Source organism: Anaerosporobacter sp. (assembly GCF_965301125.1).
In genome coordinates, this window is sequence record NZ_CBDLAM010000002.1 from 35,525 (window position 1) to 59,688 (window position 24,164).

The window sequence follows — 24,164 nt, forward strand, 5'->3', positions numbered from 1 at the left end:
TTGATGGGCGTTACTGCTTTAATGTTATGTAATATGAACAGAAAGGAATTATTAATATGAGAGAAAAATATACCTTTGGTAGAAATGCATTCCGTACATTTGAGACTGGTATGGAAAAAGAATGGTTATTAACTAATGGAATTGGGGGATTTGCGAATCAATCCATCATAGGAGCAAATACAAGAATATATAGTGGATATCTAGTGGCATCGTTACATGCACCAGTAGATAGAATGATGATTTTTCCAGGTACACATGAAGCTGTGAGTGTCTCTGGAAAGGAGTACGATTTAACTGCACAAGAATACATAAAGGAATGGAAGAGAGGGTATCAGTACCTTAACCGTTTTGAGTTAGATATATTACCAACATATACGTATCAAGTAGCAGATATATGCATTAAGAAGACCATTTCATTAGAATACGGTAAGAATACAAGCGTTGTATGCTATGAGATTGAGAATGGAATGGAAGAGGCTACATTTGCAGTTACTCCGATGTTTACCTATCGTGGTTTTGGAGATACGAAAGAACGTGCCGAGCTTTTATTCAAGAAAGAATTGAAGGCATTAAAACAAGATAGTAATAAAAATATGGATATTGCGAAAGATCAATATCTTACATTAGTACCAGAAGAAAATAAAGAGGTAGTAATCAAATTCTATTCCTCAGAAGGTAGCTATTATGACCGTGCTTGTAAGCCAGTATCCTTGGCAACGCCTAATTATCTGATTGAGGAGAATCAAGTGTATCCAATCGATAATCGTACTGGTTTCTTAGGGGTAGATAATCACATAACTCCATATGATGTGTTAGTTACCCTTGCACCATATGAGAAGAAACGATTCTATGTAAAATGTACAGTAGAAGAGTTAGACGACAAAGATGGATTTGTAATTGCAGAGGAATATCGTCAGAGAATGATTGGATTAATGGATTTACTACCATATGATGATAGATTAGCTAGAAGACTTGCTTGGGGAGCAGATGCATTTATTGTGGATCGAGAGTCAACAGGGCTTAAGACTATTCTTGCTGGTTATCCTTGGTTTGCAGATTGGGGAAGAGATACGATGATTGCATTACAAGGATTAACATTAGCAACAAGAAGATTCGACGATGCACGTTCTATTTTGGAATCCTTCTCAAGATACGTTGACAAAGGAATGATACCAAATGTATTTCCTGGTAAAGCGAAGGAAGAACCAATGTATAATACCATCGATGCGTCATTATGGTACTTCTATTCGGTAGATCGTTATCTAGAATATACAGGGAAAGAATCTGACTATACTTTCATCTATGAGAAGATTTATCCGTATCTTAAGCAAATTATTGAGGCTTATAAGACGGGAACTCGTTATGGAATTTGTATGGATAGCGATTATCTAATAGAAGGTGGAAGTGATCTGGATCAATTGACGTGGATGGACGTACGTGTAGGTGATTTGGTTGTTACTCCAAGACATGGGAAAGCCGTAGAAATCAACGCTCTTTGGTATAACGCACTTAAGGTAATGGAAAAACTAGCTGCTCATTATGGAGAAAATGGAGGGGTATATTCTGATATTGCCTCTCATGTTAAGGAATCCTTTGTAGATAAGTTCTGGAATTCAAGTGCAAATTGCTTGTACGATGTTATTGAGAAGAAAAATGGACATGAGGTTCCAGATAGTAAGATTAGGCCTAATCAGATATGGGCAATCTCTCTGCCATATACGATGTTAGATAGAGAGAAAGAAAAATTAGTTGTGCAAAGGGTGTATCATGATTTATATACTCCTTATGGAATTCGTTCCTTATCCAATGAAGACGTGGATTACAAGAGTCATTATATTGGAAAATTAATTAATCGTGATTTAGCATATCATATGGGAACAAGCTGGGGATACATCTCAGGAGCTTTCATCTCAGCTTACTGTAAGGTAAACGATCATAGTAAAGAGGCAGTCCGTAAGGCAAAAGAAATGTGTGAATATTTTGAGGACCACATGGAAGATGGCTGTCTTTCAGGTATTGCAGAAATCTTTGATGGGGATTTCACATGTACAAGCCGTGGTTGTTATACGCAAGCATGGAGTGTTGGTGAAGTTCTACGTGCTTATATGGAAGATGTATTACCTTATCTAAATGAATAGAATTATAGGGAGAAGTATATATTTCTATTTCTAGGAAAACGTGGTATGATTCATATAGATGTTATGGGTGTTAATAGTGATGTACTTGTGTATTTTCAGTATTGGATGCAAAACTCAAGATACGTTGTTAGGGCTTATTAGCTGACGTACTATAACACAAAACACGCTGTGCATCTAAGTACTTCTATGTGTGTACATCTACATTCAACAATCGATGTGGAAACGCCTTCGATTCGGCATCCTGCCTCAGCTCAGGCTGGCTCGGCTTCCTTGCCTCGCCTTCCTAGGTTGAACAGTACACACTAAGAAGTACTACAGATGCTACGCTATCGTTTCTTAGTTATAGTACGTCAGCTAAGAAGCAAATTTACGTGATAAAGAGTTTTGCTTTTCTAATTTGTAGATACACAAGTACAGGTAAGTTAACAAGATAGATAATAGATAGGATAGATTATCCCAATTAACTTAACTTTAATTATTACTTTTTGACTTCCCAATTATAGATAAGGAGAACAAAATATGGAAACAATAGAATACATTGTTGAAACAATAGGTAAACTAGTAAATATTCCAAGTCCATCTGGATTTGCACATAAAGCAATTACATATGTTAAACAAGAAGCAGAAAGTTTGGGTTACTCTTGCAGTTTAAACCAAAAGGGTGGCTTGGTGATTCATGTACCAGGGAAATGTGAAGAGACTATCGGCCTTTCTGCTCATGTTGATACATTAGGTGCGATGGTTCGTTCTATTAAGAGCGATGGAACAATTCGTTTTACAAGCGTTGGTGGTTTTACAATGCAAAGCATAGAAGGAAGTTATTGTACGATTCATACAAGAGATGGAAGTGAATATGAAGGAACAATCTTAGCAAATAGCCCATCGGTACATACATTCGATGATGCTAGAACGCTAGAGAGAAAAGAAGCTAACATGCATATTCGCCTTGATGAAATCGTGAAATCAGATGAAGATGTGAAGAAGTTAGGTATTGATACTGGTGATTATGTAAGCTTTGATCCGAAGTTTAGTTATACAAAATCAGGATTTATTAAATCAAGACATCTTGATGATAAGGCAAGTGTAGGTGTATTATTAGGATTATTAAAGGAAATGTCAGAAGGTGGATTACAACCACAAAAGACTATTGAGATTCTTATTAGTAACTACGAGGAAGTAGGTTTTGGTGCAAGTTACCTTTCAGAAGAAATTACTGAATTCGTTGCAGTTGATATGGGAGCATTGGGCGATGATCTGAATGGAACGGAGTATGCTGTATCAATCTGCGCCAAAGATTCTTCAGGCCCTTATGATTATGAACTGACAACTCGTTTAATTAATATTGCAAAAGAAAAGAAATTAGATTATGCAATCGATATCTTTCCACATTACGGTTCCGATGTATCAGCAGCTTTACGTGGTGGTAACAACATAAAGGGCGCATTAATCGGACAAGGAATCCATGCTTCTCATGGTATGGAAAGAACACATAAGTCTGCACTTGTTAATACCTTAGAATTACTTAAAGGGTACGTGTTGTAGTATAATTAGTGATGCAAAACTCTATATACGTTTTCATGGCTTCTTAGACCACGTACTACGACACGAAACACGCTACACACCTAAGTAATTCTAAGTGTGTACGCCCAGTTTTATCAAGTGATGCGGAAACGCCTTCGATTCGGCATCCTGCCTCAGCTCAGGCTTGCTCGGCATCCATGCCTCGTATTCCTAGGGGATTCAGTACACACTAAGAAGTACTATAGATGTTTCACTATTGTTTCTTAGTCGTAGTACGTGGGCTAAGAAGCAAAACTACACTATTAAGAGTTTTGCTTTGCTACTTTACACATACACAAGTATAAGTAAGTTATTGATGGAATAAATACTTTTGTTTATTTAACATTGACATTAGCTAAGACCTTATAATAAAAAAATTTAAGTAATTATATAGAAATATAAAAGGAGGAATCAACATGAATGTAACAGAACGCTTTTTGAAATATGTAAGCTTTCATACAACTTCAGATCCAACAAGTACAACAACTCCAAGTACTGAGAATCAGAAAGTACTTGCAGCAGAGCTTGTGAAAGAGATGAAAGAGATGGGAATCGATGATGCCCAGATGGATGAGTATGGATATGTATATGGAACAATCGAAGCAACCAAAGGTTGTGAAGATTTGCCTTATATAGGCCTAGTAGCTCATATGGATACATCTAATGCACTCTCAGGAAAAGATATAAAGCCAAGAATTGTTAAGAACTATGACGGTAAGGATATCGTTCTTAATGAGGAAAAGAATATAATAATGCGTACGAAAGAGTTTGCCCACATGGCAGATTATGTGGGACAAGATTTAATAGTAACCGATGGAACAACATTACTTGGCGCTGATGATAAGGCTGGAGTTGCGGAGATTCTTACTTTAGCAGAACAATTGATGCAATCTACTGATATTCCTCACGGAAGAATCCGCATTGGTTTCACACCAGATGAGGAAATTGGAGCTGGAGCAGATCATTTTGATGTGGAGAGATTCAATGCTGATTTCGCATATACCGTAGATGGTGGTAAACTCGGAGAACTGGAATATGAAAACTTCAATGCAGCGGGAGCAATAGTAACTGTACATGGTGTGAATATTCATCCAGGGCTAGCGAAGAACAAGATGAAAAATGCGATTTTAATGGCCATGGAATTTAACAGTATGCTTCCTGCTAATGAGACACCTGCTTGTACAGAAGGTTATGAAGGATTCCAACACCTAGGTTCCATCAAGGGTAATGAAGAGGAAACTGTTTTAGAATACATCATCCGTGATCATGATAAAGAGAAATTCAATGATAGGAAAGCAATGTTTGAAAAAATTACTGCATTCTTAAACGACCGATATGGAGAAGGAACTTTCGAATTATCTATAAAAGATAGTTATTTCAACATGAAAGAAAAGATAGTTAGCCATATGGAAATCGTAACTCGTGCAGAAGAAGCTATGAAGAAAGTTGGAGTTGAGCCAATCGTAGCACCAATACGTGGCGGTACAGATGGGGCAAGACTATCCTTCATGGGCTTACCTTGTCCTAATTTATCAACTGGTGGACACAATTTCCATGGTAGATATGAGTATATTCCTGTACAATCTATGGAGAAAATGGTGCAGATTTTACAAGAAATAATAAAAGCATAGCAAAATATAGGTTCCAGTGATATAATGTAGCTGATTTAAGAATTAAAGCGTTACTGTATTAATAAATTAAAGTTGAATTTTATGGAGGTATACTATGTTTTCTTTTGATGAAATTAGTACTTATGATCCTGAGTTAGCGCAGGCAATGAAACAAGAATTCAATAGACAAGAAGATCATATTGAATTAATTGCTTCTGAAAACTTTGTTAGTAAAGCAGTTATGGCAGCCATGGGTAGCCCATTAACAAACAAATATGCAGAAGGATATCCAGGAAAGAGATATTATGGCGGTTGTGAATTTGTTGATATTGCAGAAGATTTAGCAATTGAAAGAGCAAAAGAATTATTTGGCTGCACATATGCCAATGTACAACCACACTCTGGAGCACAAGCTAATATGGCTGTATTCTTCGCTCTAGTTAAACCTGGTGATACAGTAATGGGTATGAGTTTAGCTGACGGTGGTCACCTTACTCATGGTAGCCCAGTAAATATGTCTGGATCATATTATAATATAGTTTCATACGGCGTAGATGAGAATGGTTTCATTGATTACGATGTTGTTCGTAAAGTTGCTGTTGAAAGCAAACCAAAATTAATCGTTGCAGGTGCTAGTGCATATCCAAGAAAGATTGATTTTAAGAAATTTAGAGAAATCGCTGATGAAGTAGGAGCATATTTAATGGTTGATATGGCTCATATTGCTGGATTAGTTGCTGCTGGCCTTCATGAAAGCCCAATTCCATATGCTCATGTAACAACAACTACTACACATAAGACATTACGTGGTCCAAGAGGTGGTATGATTCTTTCTAGTGAAGAATTTGCTACAGAACACAAATTAAATAAAGCAATCTTCCCTGGTATACAAGGTGGACCTTTAATGCACGTTATCGCTGCAAAAGCAGTATGTTTCAAAGAAGCATTAGATCCAAGTTTCAAAGAGTATGCTAAGAACATTGTAGACAATGCAAAAGCATTAGCAGATGGCTTAATGAAGAGAGGATTTAACTTAGTTTCTAATGGAACTGACAATCACCTTATGTTAGTAGATCTTCAAAACATGGGTGTAACAGGTAAAGAAACTGAGAAATTATTAGATGCTGCCAATATTACATGTAACAAGAATGCGATCCCAAATGATCCTGCTTCTCCATTTGTAACAAGTGGTATCCGTCTTGGAACTGCTGCCATTACAACAAGAGGAATGAAAGCAGAAGATATGGATCAAATTGCAGAAGCAATTTATTTATTAGTTAAGGATGTAGATGCAAATAAGGAAAAAGCCTTAGCAATCGTAAAAGAATTAACAGATAAGTATCCACTTTATAACCTGAACGTTTAACAACTTGTAAAAAAAGTATTTATTGAGAGACAAAAATCTGATTTTTTTCATGGTTTTGTCTCTTTTTTTGACATTATATATGGAGTTATATAAGGATAAAATATTAAAATCAAGCTTTTCGAAAATTTACGAAAAAATAGCTTGACACTATGGTAAATATATGTAAAAATAGGAGTAGCAAATGGTCGTTCTTATACAAAGTGAATAATAGTATGTTATTAACGAACGATCTGCACAATAGAGAAAGACTTTAGATTTTGAAAGGAGAACGTAGGATAAATGAGGAAGATATCCACAGCAATAATCACAGCCATTACTGCTTGTGTATTAATTGTATCTATTCTTGTGGGGGGGATTAATGCGATTCTAAGCTATAAGACATTAGGTGAAGAAGCAAAAGACAAGATGTCTGCAATGTCTATTCAATATGCAAATCAAATGAATTTGAACTATAGAGGAACACAAGAGATAGTTTCCGGTATGGCAAGTTACTTTGAAGCAAGCTATGATTACGCACAATATAGAGACATTGAATATAATAATACCTTCATGGATGGGATGTATAAGTACATAAGCGTAATTCAGTCAAACATAACAGATACTAACGTTTTGCGACTATATGCCTATGTAAATCCTAAGAATATTGGAACCATATGTGCAGCCATTAGTGAGAATGGTAAAAGAGTTAATGTAAATCAAGTAGAAGAATACAAATCTTGGAGTAATAGAGATGGAGATAGGTGGAATTTCTTTAATGAGACATTAAGGAATAATAGAGCAACTTGGTTAGATCCATATACTGATATAGATCTAGACCAAGAGGTAATTAGTTATACCCAACCAGTATATGTTAATAATGAAATAGCTGGAATAGTTGGGATTGTTATGTCATTCGATGAGTTTAAGCAATTAGTTACATCAATCAAGCCATATGAGAATGGATATGCATTTTTAACAGATTCTTATGAAAGATACATTGTACATAATACTTATACAAAAGAAAATAAATTAAGTGATACTGGGTTTGAAGAATTATCAGAACTTATTTCACAACAAGATCAGGGTTTGAAAAAAATGAGTGTTGATGGTGAAGAAAACTATGTGGCATATTCAAAACTTGCTAATGGTTATTATTTGGTGTTAGTGACACCAGAGAGCGATGTTATGAGTAACGTCCAAGATATGACAACTAAGAGTATGCTGTTTATTGTTTTCTGCGTGGTAATTTGTACTATCATTGCATTTATAATAGGGAAGAAAATATCTACTCCAATATCCAAAGTTACTAAGGATATTGAAATGGCTAAGGAAGGCAATTTTACAAGCAAGAATTATCTGCCTTATCTGAAAAAGAAAGATGAAACAGGTAAGTTAGCAAGAGCATTGGATAAATTACAGGAGTCCATGAGTAAAACAGTCACTAAAGTTAATGATAATAGTACAGTTGTCACAGATTCTGCTATTCATCTTAATCAAGCAATTAACTCGTTGGTAGATGAAATAAATAGTATTACAGCAACTGCTGAGGAGTTATCGGCTAGTATGCAACAAACAGAAAGTACTGCCATAACACTTGGTGATGCCTCCGAAAGAATGATTCATCATATTGAGACAATGGATGAAAAGAATAAAGACGGTGTTGAAACTGCCAATGATATTAGTAGTAGAGCTGTTCAATTGAAGGCTGAAGCAGTGCAAGCAGCTAGACAAGCAGATGAAATATGCAGGTCAACTGGTGAAAAATTAAAAGTAGCAATCGACGATTCAAAACAAGTAAAACAGATTAATGAGTTGACGAAAGCAATTCTAGATATAGCTGATCAAACAAGTTTACTATCTTTGAATGCTTCCATTGAGGCAGCAAGAGCAGGTGAATTTGGAAAAGGATTCTCTGTGGTAGCAGATGAGATTAGAAGTCTAGCAGAAAATTCTGAGAAGACAGCATTACAGATTCAAGAAATAACAAAGAATGTAATTGTTTCAGTTAACAATTTGTGTGATAGTTCCAATGAGGTACTAGATTTTATGAACACTCATGTAAAGGATACCTATCAAAAGTTAATGCAGATGAGTGATCAGTACAACACAGATTCAAATGATATGAGAGAATTGTTTGAAAATATCGCTAATGTTTCAAAGAATATATTCAATGAAATAGATTCATTATTAAAATCGTTTGGAGAATTAACAGAAGCAACTTCAGAAGGTTCAGAAGGTGTTCAATGTATATCAAAGAATGCAGAAGATGTTGCAAATCATACGAGAGAGGTTGAACTTGAAGCCAATCGTTTGAATCAGATAGCTGGAGAATTAAATGAAGCTATCGAAGTATTTACGGTTTAAATGCAAATGCATTTAAATATATTCCTTTTATATTTCCTTTTATATGAACAACTTTTGTTGCCATGAATTATGGAAAGAGCGGGCTGACACCCCTAGAGTCAGCCTGCTTTTTTCTGTCTTTAAGATATTGGTAAGATGACCTGAAATGTTGTTCCACCACCTAATGTATCAAATACTCGTATTTTTCCATTATGTTCATCTATGATTTCTTTCGCAATACATAATCCCAAACCAAAATGTTCTTTTTGGGAACGTGAACAATCTTCTCTATAAAATCGATCAAATATATGAACTTTCGCCTTATCAGAAATCCCTATACCATTATCTATTACAGACACTATAAAATCAGAAGAGGTATGCACTAACTTTAGTTTAACGTTACCCTGTGGTTTAGAATAACAGATAGCATTATTAATAAGAATTGCGAGAACTTGTGTAATTCGGTCCTTATCACATAAACAACTGGGAATGGAATCCTCAGGTAATAAGATGGATAATGACAAATCATGTTCCTTTGCTATGTAATCAAATGCTTCATAACTTTCTAACAATAGGGTATCTAGTTCCACTTGTGTCATGGTAAAGGACCAGGTTTGACTATCTGCACGAGCAAGAGTTAACATATCGTTTATGAGTATTGACATGCGTTTACTTTCGGATTCTATAGTAGCTAGAAATTGTGGCTTCATGGTCGAATCCGATGTACGAAGAGCAGAAAGGGAAGAGAGTATTACTGCAAGGGGAGTTCGAAGCTCATGAGAAGCTGATGCTATGAAAGCTGTCTGTTTATCTTGAGATTGTTTAACTGGCTGTAATAGTCTGCGTGTAAAAAACAAGGAGACAAGAAACAAAAGTAGGATACCAGTTAAGTTAAGTATTATAAAGTTAAGATGCTGACGTTGCAATTTATGGTATAAGTCACTTGTTGGATATAGAATTATGGAAGAAAGCGTACTAGATCTTCGCGGAATCTGCGCAAATGATACATAATAAGGAGACTTATCGGTAGCGGTATATTCAAATTCATAGTGTAAAGAACTAGAATCTATTGATTTTGAATTAAAATTGTAGGTGCTATTACCATAGGTCATAATTTCATCTATCGTAGCAAGTTGTTCTTCTAAACGGGCCATTTGTGTATAGGAGAGAGGAGAACCATTATCATATACAGCAATAAGGTATTTACCATTCTGTTCAATCTTAGATAGCCATTGGTAAGTAATGGTGTCCTGTTGTTCGAGATTGGCTATAATGGTATTAATCTCACCACAGAAGGAAAGATAGGAGGTCTTCTTTAAATCTTTCTCAGATATGTACAGATAGCAAAGTGACATAATTAATAAAATCAAACTAGAGATCGTAGTAAATAACAATGCTAAACGAAAATTTAATTTTTGGAACAACTTTTTTTGTTTATTCATGGAGCCACTCCAAACGATATCCAACACCACGATGAGTTTTAACTGTAATAGTATTGCTAACTGTTTTTAAGCGTCGCCTAATAAAATGTATATAATTATCTAAATTGCCATCTTCAATCTCTGCATATGGTCCCCATACTTTTGTAAGCAAAGTTGACCTAGGAAGTATCTGCGAAGAATTGCGCATGAAAGATTCCAATAGGCAACCTTCTTTTTTGGAAAGAGTACAAAAACCAAGGGGACCAGATAAAGAATTTGTTGCAGGTGAGTAAGAAATATCGTTATAGGTTAACAAATCGGTAGCTGTCCATTGTTTAGGGCGCCTATTAATACTGCGGATTCTTGCAAGTAATTCTTCAATAGCAAAGGGCTTGACCATATAATCGTCGGCACCAGCATCTAAACCAATTATTTTATCAGATAATTCACCAAGTGCAGTCAGGATGATAACTGGGGTAGAATTATTTTTCTCACGTAATTTCTTAAGAAGAGATATGCCATCAATACCAGGTAGCATTCGATCTAATAATATTAAGTCATATATATTTTGATTCATGAACATGAGAGCATCTTCTCCATCTGTACAAGTATCAACATGGAAGCCTTCATGCTGTAATTGATATGAAATTGAGAAGCATAGCTGTTCGTCATCTTCGATTAATAGAATTCGCATAATAACAAAGATTCTCCTTTCCGACCTAATATACTTTAGGTATTTATATTGAGAGTTTGGAAATTATCTACTAATAATTTGATATAAGTACAGTATACAATAATAACTTCTAATTTATATCTAATTAGGGTAATATTATGTTTTTAGAGATAAAATCGAAGTTATTATGGTAGAGTATAGGAGTTCACAAAAAGAAGTAGTACTGAAACAGTTTTTGGGAGGTAATTATGTTTAGAAAAAAAAGATTATTACTATATGTCCTATTACTAACATGCGTGTCAATCGTTGTTGGCTGTAGTGGAAAAAAGTCAGGAGATAAAGGTAGCAAAGTAAATAATACTGATAATCAAAATACTACAGAAAATATTACAGTTGATACACTAGATGAACAAGATGATAAAGATAAGAAAAATCAGGCAATGGGAAGATACATAGAGAAACCATGTGGAACAATTGGTGATGGAGCTAATATTAGTGAAATGACACTAATGGAAGATGGAAACTTAGTAATCTTAGACACACAGATAGGAGCCTTATTCACCTCAAAAGATGTTGGAGACACTTGGTCATCAGAAGAAGTAAGAGCAATGAGTTCTGTATTAACCAGTTCCAATTGTGAGGTAACAAGTGCAGCAGTTAGTAAGAATGGAGATATATTCTTTTCCTATATTCCATGGGACGAAGTAACCGACAAGAAATATTCCAGTTATGAGAAATATGTGTATATAGCAAAGGACAATAAGAAAAAAGAGTTGAAATTAACTGTTAGCAAGAAAAATTCATGGTTACAACAAGCAGAATTTACGGCTGATAATGAACTGTATGCTTTGACACATAGTGGTGAATTGATTAAGATTAATGTGAGTGATGAAAGTGTTGAAAAGGTGTTTGAAGGCGAATCTTCTCTGGATACCTTTGCTGTAGATAAGACATATATCGTAGCACAAGGCGGAGATATAGGGTACATCTATAATACAGATACGAAAGAATTAATTACAAATGATAGTGTATTAAATGACTTTTTGGATTCTACTATCAAAGAGATCCAATTATGTAAGTTAGATGTAAGTGATAAGGAAAATGCAATATATGTAACGTGTCAGTTTGGAGTTTATAGGCATGTATTGAATGGAAATGTTATGGAACAACTGGTATCAGGCGAATTAACCAACTTAGGGAGTCCATCCATTAGTGTAACAAGCTTTCAGGTGAAAGAAGATGGAAGTTTCCTTATTGGCTATACAAGCGGAGAATTAGATTCCTATTGCTATAATGCTGATGTACCATCTGTGCCAAGTAACCAAATTAGAGTATATAGTTTATATGAGAGTAAGACAATTCAACAAGCAATTGCAGACTATCGAAAGAACAATCCCGATATGTTTATTAAATTGGAGATTGGCTTGACTGGTAATGATGCAATGACAAAGACAGATGCGATACAGAAATTAAATACAAGTGTATTGGCAGGAGATGGACCAGATATCATCATATTAGATGGTTTACCGATGGATTCCTATATAGAAAAGGGGGTTCTCTATGATTTATCCAATGTTATGAAAGAGATTGAACAGTCAGATACGTATTTTACTAACATCACACATGCTTATGAAAAAGAGAATGGTTTATATGGAGTGCCAATGAAGTTCCAGATTCCGATTGTTACAGGAAATGAAAAGGAAATCAGTAAGGTAGATACTTTAGAGAAATTAAGTCAAATGATTAAGGATATGAGAGAAGATGATAACAATACAACTACAATTATGGGGGCATATACACCACAGCAAGTGCTTGAACGTATGGAACTTGGCTGTAGCTCTAGCTGGTTAATGAAAGACGGGAAGATGGATGAAGCAAAACTAAAGGAATATTTAATCTATGCCAAAGACATCTATGAATTTGAGTTGGAAGATTTGTCAGAAGATGTAATTTCAATGCAAAAGGAATATCTAAAAGAAGTTAATGAGAAGCTGAATGGACAAACAGGAAAAATATTAACAATATCAACACAGTTAATGTCTGTAGATCGAAAGATTGTTATAGGAAACATCAATGAAATATACGATTATCAGATTTTACTTGCTAGTTTAAGTCAAGATACATCTATTTCATATCAAAGGTTTGATATGCAGTCAAAATATAACTTTGTTCCGAATGGAATTGTAGCTGTGAATGCTGCATCAAAGGATATGGAGACTACAATTGATTTCTTCAAGACTTTGTATTCTAAGAAGCTACAAGAGGCAGATGTTGACGAAGGATTACCTGTTAATAAGGAAGTATTCTCTAATTTAGCAAAGGGTAAGAACGTAATGGATCATTATATCGGGACATCTGATCAAAATGGAAATGAGGTAAGTTATCATTTAACTATTCCTACTGATGTAGATATGAAGGCATTAACAGAAATGGCTGATAGTTTGTCAACTCCATGTCTTATGGATAGTACGATACAGGATACGATTGAGACCTATGGAGAGAAAGTATTATCAAGTGAGATTAGCATTGATGAAGGTGTGAGAGCCATTGTTCAAAAGGTAAATTTATATCTACAGGAGTAAATTTAGTAATAGAAAAGATTTATAAATATGTTATAGGTGTTATCTCGCGGTAAGTGCTATAGTAGAGTTGTGACCTTGCATAGAGATATGATACATACGAGATATGATAAAACAACGGGTTAAGTCTTATATGGCTAACCCGTTGTTTTTATAATTAATAACCCAATTCTTCACCAACTAAGACAATAATTAATCTTCCCGGTTTATTAGACTTTCTTGTAATTACGGTGTTGGAACACATACAATCTGGAGTTAAACAATCTGCACAACGTCCAAAGTCATGACATGGTGTATTACGGTTAAGACGTACAGCATTAGGTGGGGCAGCCATATTATGTACACGTGCAATTCCAGCCTCTACATCAGGCACCACTTTATTCATACCAGCTACAATAATTACATTACCAGGACCACTAACAAGACAGGCGATACGGTTTCCGTTACCATCGATATTCACCAGTTTTCCGTCTAATGTAATAGCATTGGTACTCATAAGGAAATAATCTGCTGTAACTGTTTTGGCGTACATTGCTTTTTGTTCCTCTGGAGTCGTTGCTGTTGCACGATCATATAACGTATATGGTGCAGTTTGTAGATAATCCATTAAGCCGATTTCTTTGATGGTTTCGGAACCACCCCATGAGATGGAAGCATTAGGAGTGAAGAGTGACTTAATACATTCTAGTGCTTCTGCTTTATCATTGCAGTAGTAACCTTGCATTCCTCTAAGCTCACATTTCTTTAAAATCGATTCCGCTTGTGTTTTATAGAACACTTTCTTGATATCCATTATTCTCCTCCTTTAGATATAAGAGTAGGCATTTATCCTACTTTTCATAAAGTACAGTATACCACATTATTTCCATTTGGAATAGAAGAAGGAGTTTACAAAACTTATAAGTATGGAGTAATATGGTAACTATGAATTGGTCAAATTTGAGGATTTTAGAGAGGAGTAAATTTACTATTATGGCAAATATATTAATCGTAGATGATGAAGAAGCAATTAATGAGTTAGTTAAATTAAATCTGAAATTAGTAGGGCATATATGCGACCAAGCCTATGATGGAAAAGAAGCGTTAGATAAGCTATCTAAGAAACAGTATGATTTAATTCTTCTAGACGTGATGTTACCATACATATCAGGGTTTGAATTAATGAAAGTAGTAAAAGATACACCAGTTATCTTCATGACAGCAAAAGATCGAATCGAAGATAAAATTCAAGGATTGACCTCAGGTGCAGAAGATTATATAGTCAAGCCCTTTGAGATACTAGAATTAATAGCAAGAATCAATATTGTTCTTAGAAGAATCAAGACAGAAAATACAGTTTTTAAAGTTGAAGATATGGAAATGGATAGGGAAGGTAAGATAGTAAAATATCAGAATGAAGTAGTGGAGCTTACACCACAAGAATATACCCTTTTAGAAGTGTTCGTAATAAATCAAAACCTAGCGATGTCTAGAGAAAAATTATTAGAATTAGCATGGGGATATGATTACGAAGGTGATACAAGAACAGTAGATGTACACGTACAGAAGTTACGTAAGAAACTTGGATTAGAAGATAGAATAAAAACGGTTTATAAGGTAGGGTATCGTTTAGAAGTGTAGACCTTTCGAAAAGTAGAAGTATAGAACTTTCAGTAAAGATCTTAATTTAATTTTATTGATAAATATCAAGAATATTTATTCAATTACCTATATCGTACTTGTGTATTAACAAGGTAACAAAGCAAAACTCTGAATACTGTAAATCTGCTTCTTAGGTGGTGTACTATGACTAAGAAACGATAGCGAAACACCTACAGTACTTCTTAGTGTGTACTAGATAACCTAGGAATGCGAGGCATGGAAGCCGAGCAAGCCTGAGCTGAGGCAGGATGCCGAATCGAAGGTGTTTCCGCATCATATGAACAACCTAATATGTACACACATAGAAGTACTTAGGTGTGTAGCGTGTTTCGTGTCATAGTACGCCACCTAAGAAGCCATGAACACCTAAACAGAGTTTTGCATGCAACACATAAAATACACAAGTACTCTCCAAAGAGTTCAAATGAATAAATATTCTGTAGATGGAAGGGAGAAAGCAGTGAAGTTCTGGCAGAAGGTATTTTTAAGTGTTTTACTGGTATTCGTTATTGCATTCAATATAGGAATGTTTACGGTAATGCATTTTACATATAAAGAACAACTAAACAGCGTAAAACAACGTGCTAGAGGAGAGACATATTTTCTTAGAAATTCTATGACCAAGGATTTTACCAGTCTAGAAGAAGTGTCCACACTAACAAGAGATAAGAAGAAGAATATATATGATTCCTATGCACTGTATTATGAGGAGCAAGATGTATTTCTTGAGTTATGGAGTGGAAATAGCCAGATTGGAGGGTATTTTGATTCAAATCTAGAATCAAGGGAAGAGTTAGATACGAAGGAGAATGTGCAGAATCTTCTCGTTAGAGAAATAAATAACGAAGAGTACCTTTTCCTAGCATGCAGTTTAGAAGAACCCTATGAAAATCATACTTTAGTTGTTGCATATCCTTTAATGGAGCTTGAGAATACAAGAAAGCAATTGGTGCAGATTGTGATTTGTGTAGATATCGTCATAACAATACTGTTATCAGTAATTCTCTACTTAATTATACAAAGACTGATGAAGCCTTTGAAATTTCTATCAGATGCAACACAAGGGATTGCAAAAGGATATTATAATCAAAAGGTTAAGATTTCTAGTAAGGATGAATTCGGTAATTTGGCAATGAATTTTAATACTATGTCTGAGAAGATTGATGAAGCGATACATCTTTTACAAGAAGAAAGTGATAAGAAACAACAATTAATTGATAATATGGCACACGAACTAAGAACACCGTTAACATCAATTTCTGGATATGCAGATTATATGCGAATGGCGGCTTTATCAGAAGAAGAACGAATACATGCACTTGACTATATCATTGCTGAATCTAAGAGATTAGAGAAATTAAGTAAAAGCTTGTTGTTGATTGCAGATATTCGCGAAGGTGAACTAACTAAATCTGTCGTTTCCACAGAACAGCTAAAAAGTTATGTTTATAATCTCTTTCACGAGCAGTTGGCAGAGAAGCAGATGCGATTAGAGGTGAATTGTGAGATAGAAACGATAGAAGCCAATGAAGTGTTATTGCAGAGTTTATTAGGAAATCTAATTGAGAATGCAATTCGCGCTTGTAATGAAGATGGTAAAGTAGTAGTTACATTTTATAGCCAAGGAGGTCCTTGCCTGATGGTAGAGGACAATGGAATTGGTATGGAAGAAGATGAGCTTATTAAGATTATGGAGCCATTCTATCGAGTAGATCAGGCGAGAAGTCGAAAAAATGGCGGAGTTGGTTTAGGGGTAACCTTATGTCAGCAGATTGTTAGACTTCACCAAGGAGAGATTCGATATGAGTCTGTGATAAATAAAGGGACAAAGGCAATCATCACTTTTACAACTTGATAACATCTTCATGATAGTTCCACAAAAAGAGAAGCATAAACTAAGACTACAATAAAGATGGAGGGTTGAGTATATGAAGAAAAATACAATCATAACATTTGGTGTTGCAGGGGTAGTTGTAGCAGCTGCTATATGTGGTCTTATTATTAGTATGAATATGGATAAACACAACCAGAGTAATAAGATGGAACGGGTATCAATGAATGCTTCTCAGTTAGATACTGTTCGGTCAGATAGTGTAAATGAGGATACAGGTATAGAAGAAGATACCGTGAATGATACTACCAATGATAGCAAGGGGAAATCATTCACTATGGAGTTTGATGGTATTAAATTTACCGTCAATTGTGACATAGATCTAGAAGATGAGGAGTTTGAAATACCATTAAAATCTGCAATCTATCTAGGACTTAGTTATATCAAAGATACGTACGATACAACTTTTAATTCGATTTCTGTCAATATGGATACAACTTCTACAAGTGGAATTCGGAATGGAAGTAACTCCTGGAATGCAGTTGTAGAGCTGGATAGTGATAAGCGATATGAGATCACAGTTAATGCGCAGACTGGTGAAGTTATAGAAGCACAGGCATATTACAAAGAAGATGGGGCTGACGATAAATGGGTAAAAGCAGGCGATAAATTGGTAAGAGCAGACAACTCAGCAGATACATCATCAAAGAAAAAAGAATACAAAGTTGAGAAAATGAATTTGGATGCATTTTCAGATATTGAAGTAGATATTGAATACAATGCAGATGTTGAAATAGTCAATGGGGATTCCTATGGGGTAATTCTTCATTATTATGGACCAGATTATAGCATTGATTATAGCAATACAGACGGAAAACTCAAGATTGAAGACGTAGTTAATAAGAAAGTAAATAACTTTAACTTCAATAATCAGATTGAAGCTAATTATGTAACAATTATAGTACCAAAAGAAAGTAAGTTTTCTAATATAGATATTGCAGTTTCATCAGGGGATATCTCTTTGAAGGATGTACAAGTGGATCAAATAAAAACACTAGTCGCTAGCGGAGATAGTTCCTTTGCAGAAATGAGCATCAATAAAGCTGATATCCAGACGTCTTCAGGAGATATTAAAATGAAAGATATCCAAGCAAATCAAATAAAGACACTAGCTGTTAGTGGAGATTGTTCTTTCGTAGATATGCGTATCAAGGAAGGTGATATGCAGACATCTTCAGGAAATATTGAAGTGAAAGAAATGCAAAGTAATACAGCAAACGTAACTTCGACTAGTGGTGATATCATTGTTAACGGAGATGTATACGGAAACAATATATTCGAGTTGACTTCTGGTGATATTGAAATCGCATGCAGTGGTAAGGAAAAGGAGTATTCTTATAATCTAGTTACAACATCTGGTTATATAGAGGTGGCTGGTGAAGAAGTAGAAAATGAAGATGAAAGTGGTGCAAGTGTAAGTGTTAAAAATAGTAAGAAGAATATAATAAAAGCAACAATTACATCAGGGGATATTATTATAGATTTTAACAAGCAGGAGAAAGTAGCAAAGTGAGGGAAAAAAGAAGTGGTTTATTAAAACTAGCAATTATTCTAATAATGATAGTCAGTTTTGGAGCAATGCTGTAAGAAAAACAGGTTGCGAACCTTGTAAAAAGAAGCTATAATCTAACTTATTGAAAGGAAATCAAGCTGAAGTTTAGCGAGTATTGGATTTCACCCCATAAGGTAGTACAGGAAAAAGTCCCGAAGCATATGAATGAATAGGGAAATTGGTAATATACCTTATGAGGAATCATAAGAAAGTTGGAATTATACATGTCTAAAAGTTTATATATTTCTGAAAAACCAAGCGTTGCCCAAGAGTTTGCGAAAGCACTTAAGTTCAACTTTAAGAAACGTGATGGATATATAGAAGCGGATGAAGCCATTGTAACCTGGTGCGTTGGTCACTTGGTTACAATGAGTTATCCAGATGTCTATGATGAAAGTCTTAAGAAATGGTCACTAACCACCTTACCATTTCTTCCAAAGGATTTCTTATATGAAGTCATTCCAGATGTAAGTAAACAATTTAATACGGTAAAATCATTGTTGCATCGTGAGGACGTTTCTGTTATTTATGTGTGTACCGACTCCGGACGTGAAGGAGAGTATATCTATCGATTAGTGGATCAGCTAGCGGGGGTACCAGAGACGAAAGATAAGCGAAGAGTTTGGATTGATTCACAGACAGAGGAAGAAATCCTACGTGGAATACGCGAAGCGAAACCATTATCGGCATATAATCATATATCAGATGCGGCTTATCTAAGAGCAAAAGAAGATTACTTAATGGGTATTAATTTCTCCCGTGTATTGACTCTTAAATATGGACAGGCAGTGACGAATTATCTACAAAGCAAATGGACTTCTATCTCAGTAGGTCGTGTTATGACCTGCGTTCTTGGTATGGTAGTAAAGAGAGAGAGGGAAATTCGTGCATTCGTTAAGACACCATTCTACCGTGTAATTGCAGGAATTAATACATTTGGTAAAGAATTCGATGGAGAATGGAGAGCGGTAGAAGGATCGAAGTATTATAACTCTCACTTACTATACAAGGAAAATGGTTTCAAAGCCAGAGAAAGTGCAGATCAGTTAATTATAGAGTTAACAACAGACTTTGATAATCAAGGTGTCATTGAAAAGATTGAGAAGAAGAAAGAGAATAAGAATGCTCCATTACTATTTAACTTAGCGGAATTACAAAACGAGTGCTCGAAACTATTCAAGATCAGTCCTGATGAGACATTGAAGATTGTCCAAGAATTATACGAGAAGAAATTAGTGACGTATCCAAGAACCGATGCCAGAGTGTTATCGACAGCAGTGGCGAAAGAGATCCATAAGAATATTGGAGGACTAAGAAACTACGCTCATGTTAGTGAATTTGCCAATGAAATCTTGGAGATTGGTAGTTATAAGAACATCGCTAAGACAAGATATGTAAATGATAAGCAAATCACAGACCATTATGCCATAATACCAACCGGTCAAGGTCTGTCAGCGTTGAATGCGGTAACGCCAACTGCCAAGAAGGTTTATGAAACAATCGCAAGAAGATTCTTAAGTATCTTCTATCCGGCAGCTGTATATCAAAAAATCAGCCTTGTAGTTAAAGTAAAAGAAGAATCTTTCTTCTCTAACTTTAAGATACTGGAATCACCAGGGTATATGAAAGTAACCAATCTATCGTTTATGACGAAGAAATCGGCCCCTTCAGCAAATAATACACAGACATCAAAAGCAACTTCTGGGGATGATGGACAATCCACTGGGGATAATGGAGATTCATCTGAAAATCAAGAAGATGTTTTCGATGCAGATTTCATTAATAACATGAAGACGCTGAAGAAAGGCATGTTACTTACTATAACAGGATTCAGTGTGAAAGAAGGGGAAACATCTCCACCAAAGCGCTATAATTCAGGTTCTATGATTCTTGCTATGGAGAATGCTGGACAATTAATCGAAGACGAAGAACTTCGTTCTCAGATTAAAGGTAGCGGTATTGGTACAAGTGCGACTCGTGCTGAAATCTTGAATAAATTAATAAAGATTACCTATCTGAATCTGAATAAGAAAACACAGATTATCACACCAACTTTACTTGGAGAGATGATTTACGACGTGGTAAATGCTTCAATTCGTTCCCTACTGAATCCAGAACTCACAGCAAGCTGGGAGAAGGGATTAACTTATGTGGCGAACGGAGACATTACCAGTGAAGAATATATGGTTAAGTTAGAGAACTTCGTTGCGAAGATGACCAATGGTGTAAAAGGACTTAACAATCAATATGCACTTCGTCAATACTTTGATGAAGCAGCAAAAAATTACAAGAAGTAAATACGAAAAGGAATTGTAAGTCTCTTTGCAGTAATAAGAGACTTATACTGCTTAATAATAGTTAGTTAGGTTGTAGAGAAAATTAGATTTATAAGTTTTTATTAATTAAAGAAATTATAGACATATATTATAAGCTTGTATTATATATTAAGTAAAGTGAAAAGGAGTACAAAAGTATATGGAAGAATTAATGATCAGTAGATTGTATGATATGAGTCAAACAATAGCGGCTAAGGTGTTTGAAGATTGTACTTATCCTTGGGAGGTACTTCCAAAGATTGGCGCATTTATAGTAGAATTAGGTGCAACCTTACCAGAAGAGGAATACAACAAAGTGGGAGAGAATGTATGGATTGCGAAATCTGCAAAGGTAGCACCAACAGCATTCATTAATGGCCCAGCAATTATCGGTAAGGAAGCAGAAATTCGTCATTGTGCCTTCATTCGTGGTAATGCAATTGTAGGGGAAGGGGCTGTTGTAGGTAACTCAACAGAACTTAAGAATGTAATTCTCTTTAACAAGGTACAAGTCCCACATTATAATTATGTAGGAGACTCCATTCTTGGATACCGTGCACATATGGGGGCAGGTTCTATTACATCAAACGTAAAGTCTGACAAAACTTTAGTTGAGATTACAATTAACGGAAAAAGAATGAGCACAAACCTTAAGAAAATGGGAGCAATGTTAGGGGACAATGTGGAAGTTGGATGCAATAGCGTATTGAATCCAGGAACAGTAATTGGAAGAGAATCTAATATTTATCCATTGTCAATGGTACGTGGTTATGTAGGTGAAAAATCTATTTACAAAAAAGTTGGGGAAATCGTGTCAAAAAATTAACAATAAAGTATCGATTAATAAATAAAATTCTGTAGAAACTAATGATTTTTTAAGAAAAATTATCAAAAACTATGGACTAATTGAGAATTTTGTGCGAAAATATGAAAAGGTGCGATGTGAGGTCAGGTAAAGAATGATTTTTTTTTAACTGGGGATTTTTGTGATGCATTAATTTCCGTATAGTGGAGAAAAAAAGTGTCTTTAAACAAAGTTGACCAAAACAATCGCAATGAACATAGCCATATAGGTTTGGTATTCTAAAATGGATATTGAAAGGAGTTTCAACATGATTTATTCACATGAAGTAGAAAAAATGTGTCCAGTAGCACAAGGCGTTAACCACGGTGCTGCTCCAATCCCAGAAGAAGCAAAATGGGTTAAAGCAAAAGAAATCTCTGATATTTCTGGTTTAACTCACGGTATCGGTTGGTGTGCACCACAACAAGGTACTTGTAAATTAACTCTTAACGTTAAAGAAGGTATTATTCAAGAAGCATTAGTAGAAACAGTTGGATGTTCAGGTATGACTCACTCAGCTGCTATGGCATCTGAAATCTTACCAGGTAGAACTGTTCTTGAAGCATTAAATACAGACTTAGTTTGTGATGCAATTAATACAGCAATGAGAGAATTATTCTTACAAATCGTTTACGGAAGAACTCAAAGTGCGTTCTCTGAGGATGGACTTCCAATCGGTGCTGGACTTGAAGACTTAGGAAAAGGCTTAAGATCAATGGTTGGTACTATGTACGGAACTCTTGCAAAAGGACCTCGTTACCTTGAAATGACAGAAGGATACGTAACTGGAATCGCTTTAGATGATGAAAACCAAATTATTGGTTACCAATTCGTTAACTTTGGTAAGATGATGGATTTCATCAAAGCTGGTGATGACGCAAACACAGCATTCGAAAAATCTAAAGGCCAATATGGTAGAGTAGAAGATGCTGTTAAGATTATCGATCCAAGACACGAATAATAGAGGAGGTAACTAGAAATGGCTTTATTTGAATCATATGAAAGAAGAATAGATAAAATCAATGCAGTACTTAATTCATACGGTATTGCATCTATCGAAGAAGCAGAAAAGATTACGAAAGATGCTGGACTTGACGTATATAATCAAGTAAAAGGCATCCAACCAATCTGTTTCGAAAACGCTAGCTGGGCTTACATTGTAGGTGCTGCTATCGCAATTAAAAAAGGTTGTAGAAGAGCTGCTGATGCTGCTGCAGCAATTGGTGAAGGTCTTCAAGCATTCTGTATCCCAGGTTCTGTTGCTGACCAACGTAAAGTAGGTTTAGGACATGGTAACTTAGGAAAGATGCTTCTTGAAGAAGAAACTGAATGTTTCGCTTTCTTAGCTGGTCACGAATCATTCGCAGCTGCTGAAGGTGCAATCGGTATCGCTGAAAAAGCAAACAAAGTACGTAAAAAACCATTAAGAGTTATCTTAAATGGTCTTGGAAAAGATGCTGCTCAAATCATCGCAAGAATCAACGGATTTACTTATGTTGAAACTGAGATGGATTACTATACAGGCGAAGTAAAAGAAGTTTTCAGAAAAGCTTACTCAACTGGTCTTAGAGCAAAAGTTAACTGCTACGGTGCAAACGACGTAACTGAAGGTGTAGCTATTATGCACAAAGAAGGCGTTGATGTATCTATCACAGGTAACTCAACTAACCCAACTAGATTCCAACATCCAGTTGCTGGTACTTACAAAAAAGAATGTATCGAACAAGGTAAGAAATACTTCTCAGTAGCATCAGGTGGTGGTACTGGTAGAACTCTTCACCCAGATAACATGGCTGCTGGTCCAGCTTCTTATGGTATGACTGATACTATGGGACGTATGCACTCAGACGCTCAATTTGCTGGTTCTTCTTCAGTTCCTGCTCACGTTGAGATGATGGGTCTTATCGGTGCTGGTAACAACCCAATGGTTGGTATGACAGTAGCTGTTGCAGTTGCTATTCAAGAAGCTGCTGATAACGGTAAGTTCTAGGAAAACGGGTAAAATCAAGGGCTTGTCAAGTCGTTAGACGATTTGACAAGCCCTTTTTTCTTTTCATCTGCAGGATTTTGATGATGTGTGCATTTTTTTACACCAATAAAAAAGGAATTAGTGATTCAAAACGTGAAAAAATGGTTTCAATTACTTGACTAATTACGATAATTGTATATAATTTTGTATATAATAAGTAATATATAATGTATTTCAGTAGTAAGTATAAACAACTTAATATTAAAAACGAGAGATATTAAGT

General features: G+C 35.4%; 16 protein-coding genes. 13 read left to right on the forward strand and 3 right to left on the reverse strand.

The features are described 5' to 3' along the window. The first annotated feature begins 56 nt into the window (after positions 1 to 56). The 5 genes from ACW2QF_RS00480 to ACW2QF_RS00500 all read left to right on the forward strand — a co-directional run bounded on the left by ACW2QF_RS00480 (position 57) and on the right by ACW2QF_RS00500 (position 9,017). Positions 57 to 2,138, forward strand: a complete 2,082-nt coding sequence (locus ACW2QF_RS00480; protein ID WP_455714023.1) for an amylo-alpha-1,6-glucosidase — start codon at positions 57 to 59, stop codon at positions 2,136 to 2,138. A gap of 519 nt (positions 2,139 to 2,657) precedes the next feature. Then, positions 2,658 to 3,680, forward strand: coding sequence for a M42 family metallopeptidase (locus tag ACW2QF_RS00485; protein ID WP_455714024.1), 1,023 nt, complete (start codon positions 2,658 to 2,660; stop codon positions 3,678 to 3,680). Between the two features lie 434 nt (positions 3,681 to 4,114). Continuing rightward, positions 4,115 to 5,329: a peptidase T gene (pepT, locus tag ACW2QF_RS00490; protein WP_455714025.1), complete on the forward strand. Its 1,215-nt coding sequence runs from the start codon at positions 4,115 to 4,117 to the stop codon at positions 5,327 to 5,329. A gap of 94 nt (positions 5,330 to 5,423) precedes the next feature. After that, on the forward strand, positions 5,424 to 6,674 hold the full coding sequence (gene glyA / locus ACW2QF_RS00495) for a serine hydroxymethyltransferase (protein ID WP_455714026.1): 1,251 nt from the start codon (positions 5,424 to 5,426) through the stop codon (positions 6,672 to 6,674). 279 nt (positions 6,675 to 6,953) lie between these two features. Then, positions 6,954 to 9,017, forward strand: coding sequence for a methyl-accepting chemotaxis protein (locus ACW2QF_RS00500; RefSeq protein ID WP_455714027.1), 2,064 nt, complete (start codon positions 6,954 to 6,956; stop codon positions 9,015 to 9,017). 119 nt (positions 9,018 to 9,136) lie between these two features. Here the strand turns inward: ACW2QF_RS00500 and ACW2QF_RS00505 are convergent, their stop codons facing one another. Beyond that, the gene (locus ACW2QF_RS00505) at positions 9,137 to 10,438 is read right to left on the reverse strand and encodes a sensor histidine kinase (RefSeq protein ID WP_455714028.1); all 1,302 of its coding nucleotides are present in this window, start codon (positions 10,436 to 10,438) and stop codon (positions 9,137 to 9,139) included. Next, positions 10,431 to 11,111, reverse strand: a complete 681-nt coding sequence (locus ACW2QF_RS00510) for a response regulator transcription factor (protein WP_455714029.1) — start codon at positions 11,109 to 11,111, stop codon at positions 10,431 to 10,433. The genes ACW2QF_RS00505 and ACW2QF_RS00510 overlap by 8 nt, the downstream gene beginning before the upstream one ends. Before the next feature lie 227 nt (positions 11,112 to 11,338). Between ACW2QF_RS00510 and ACW2QF_RS00515 the strand changes: the two genes are divergently transcribed. Continuing rightward, a complete protein-coding gene (locus tag ACW2QF_RS00515) occupies positions 11,339 to 13,672 on the forward strand; it encodes a hypothetical protein (protein WP_455714030.1) in 2,334 nt (777 codons plus the stop codon). 154 nt (positions 13,673 to 13,826) lie between these two features. On the opposite strand, the gene ACW2QF_RS00520 is transcribed toward ACW2QF_RS00515, so the two are convergent. Then, the gene (locus tag ACW2QF_RS00520) at positions 13,827 to 14,462 is read right to left on the reverse strand and encodes a lactate utilization protein (protein WP_455714031.1); all 636 of its coding nucleotides are present in this window, start codon (positions 14,460 to 14,462) and stop codon (positions 13,827 to 13,829) included. Between the two features lie 179 nt (positions 14,463 to 14,641). Here ACW2QF_RS00520 and ACW2QF_RS00525 point away from each other — a divergent pair, with 179 nt between their 5' ends. The 7 genes from ACW2QF_RS00525 (at position 14,642) to ACW2QF_RS00555 (ending at position 23,902) form a co-directional block, all read left to right on the forward strand. Continuing rightward, a complete protein-coding gene (locus tag ACW2QF_RS00525; protein WP_455714032.1) occupies positions 14,642 to 15,289 on the forward strand; it encodes a response regulator transcription factor in 648 nt (215 codons plus the stop codon). A 445-nt stretch (positions 15,290 to 15,734) separates the two neighbouring features. Further along, the gene (locus ACW2QF_RS00530; RefSeq protein ID WP_455714033.1) at positions 15,735 to 17,165 is read left to right on the forward strand and encodes an ATP-binding protein; all 1,431 of its coding nucleotides are present in this window, start codon (positions 15,735 to 15,737) and stop codon (positions 17,163 to 17,165) included. Positions 17,166 to 17,238: 73 nt separating this feature from the next. After that, positions 17,239 to 18,714, forward strand: a complete 1,476-nt coding sequence (locus ACW2QF_RS00535; RefSeq protein WP_455714034.1) for a DUF4097 family beta strand repeat-containing protein — start codon at positions 17,239 to 17,241, stop codon at positions 18,712 to 18,714. A gap of 263 nt (positions 18,715 to 18,977) precedes the next feature. After that, entirely contained in the window at positions 18,978 to 21,050 is a 2,073-nt protein-coding gene (locus ACW2QF_RS00540) for a DNA topoisomerase (protein WP_455714035.1), read from the forward strand. Between the two features lie 178 nt (positions 21,051 to 21,228). Continuing rightward, entirely contained in the window at positions 21,229 to 21,894 is a 666-nt protein-coding gene (locus ACW2QF_RS00545; protein WP_455714036.1) for an acyltransferase, read from the forward strand. A 286-nt stretch (positions 21,895 to 22,180) separates the two neighbouring features. Beyond that, on the forward strand, positions 22,181 to 22,873 hold the full coding sequence (locus ACW2QF_RS00550; RefSeq protein WP_455714037.1) for an iron-sulfur cluster assembly scaffold protein: 693 nt from the start codon (positions 22,181 to 22,183) through the stop codon (positions 22,871 to 22,873). 18 nt (positions 22,874 to 22,891) lie between these two features. Further along, positions 22,892 to 23,902: a GGGtGRT protein gene (locus ACW2QF_RS00555; RefSeq protein ID WP_455714038.1), complete on the forward strand. Its 1,011-nt coding sequence runs from the start codon at positions 22,892 to 22,894 to the stop codon at positions 23,900 to 23,902. Positions 23,903 to 24,164 lie beyond the last annotated feature (262 nt).

Coding starts and splice junctions, on each gene's coding strand:
- pepT (WP_455714025.1), top strand. CDS start 4,115: ATGAATGTAACAGAACGCTTTTTGAAATATGTAAGCTTTCATACAACT.
- ACW2QF_RS00505 (WP_455714028.1), bottom strand. CDS start 10,438: ATGAATAAACAAAAAAAGTTGTTCCAAAAATTAAATTTTCGTTTAGCA.
- ACW2QF_RS00545 (WP_455714036.1), top strand. CDS start 21,229: ATGGAAGAATTAATGATCAGTAGATTGTATGATATGAGTCAAACAATA.
- ACW2QF_RS00485 (WP_455714024.1), top strand. CDS start 2,658: ATGGAAACAATAGAATACATTGTTGAAACAATAGGTAAACTAGTAAAT.
- ACW2QF_RS00510 (WP_455714029.1), bottom strand. CDS start 11,111: ATGCGAATTCTATTAATCGAAGATGACGAACAGCTATGCTTCTCAATT.
- ACW2QF_RS00515 (WP_455714030.1), top strand. CDS start 11,339: ATGTTTAGAAAAAAAAGATTATTACTATATGTCCTATTACTAACATGC.
- glyA (WP_455714026.1), top strand. CDS start 5,424: ATGTTTTCTTTTGATGAAATTAGTACTTATGATCCTGAGTTAGCGCAG.
- ACW2QF_RS00500 (WP_455714027.1), top strand. CDS start 6,954: ATGAGGAAGATATCCACAGCAATAATCACAGCCATTACTGCTTGTGTA.
- ACW2QF_RS00480 (WP_455714023.1), top strand. CDS start 57: ATGAGAGAAAAATATACCTTTGGTAGAAATGCATTCCGTACATTTGAG.
- ACW2QF_RS00540 (WP_455714035.1), top strand. CDS start 18,978: ATGTCTAAAAGTTTATATATTTCTGAAAAACCAAGCGTTGCCCAAGAG.
- ACW2QF_RS00525 (WP_455714032.1), top strand. CDS start 14,642: ATGGCAAATATATTAATCGTAGATGATGAAGAAGCAATTAATGAGTTA.
- ACW2QF_RS00555 (WP_455714038.1), top strand. CDS start 22,892: ATGGCTTTATTTGAATCATATGAAAGAAGAATAGATAAAATCAATGCA.
- ACW2QF_RS00530 (WP_455714033.1), top strand. CDS start 15,735: ATGAATAAATATTCTGTAGATGGAAGGGAGAAAGCAGTGAAGTTCTGG.
- ACW2QF_RS00535 (WP_455714034.1), top strand. CDS start 17,239: ATGAAGAAAAATACAATCATAACATTTGGTGTTGCAGGGGTAGTTGTA.
- ACW2QF_RS00520 (WP_455714031.1), bottom strand. CDS start 14,462: ATGGATATCAAGAAAGTGTTCTATAAAACACAAGCGGAATCGATTTTA.
- ACW2QF_RS00550 (WP_455714037.1), top strand. CDS start 22,181: ATGATTTATTCACATGAAGTAGAAAAAATGTGTCCAGTAGCACAAGGC.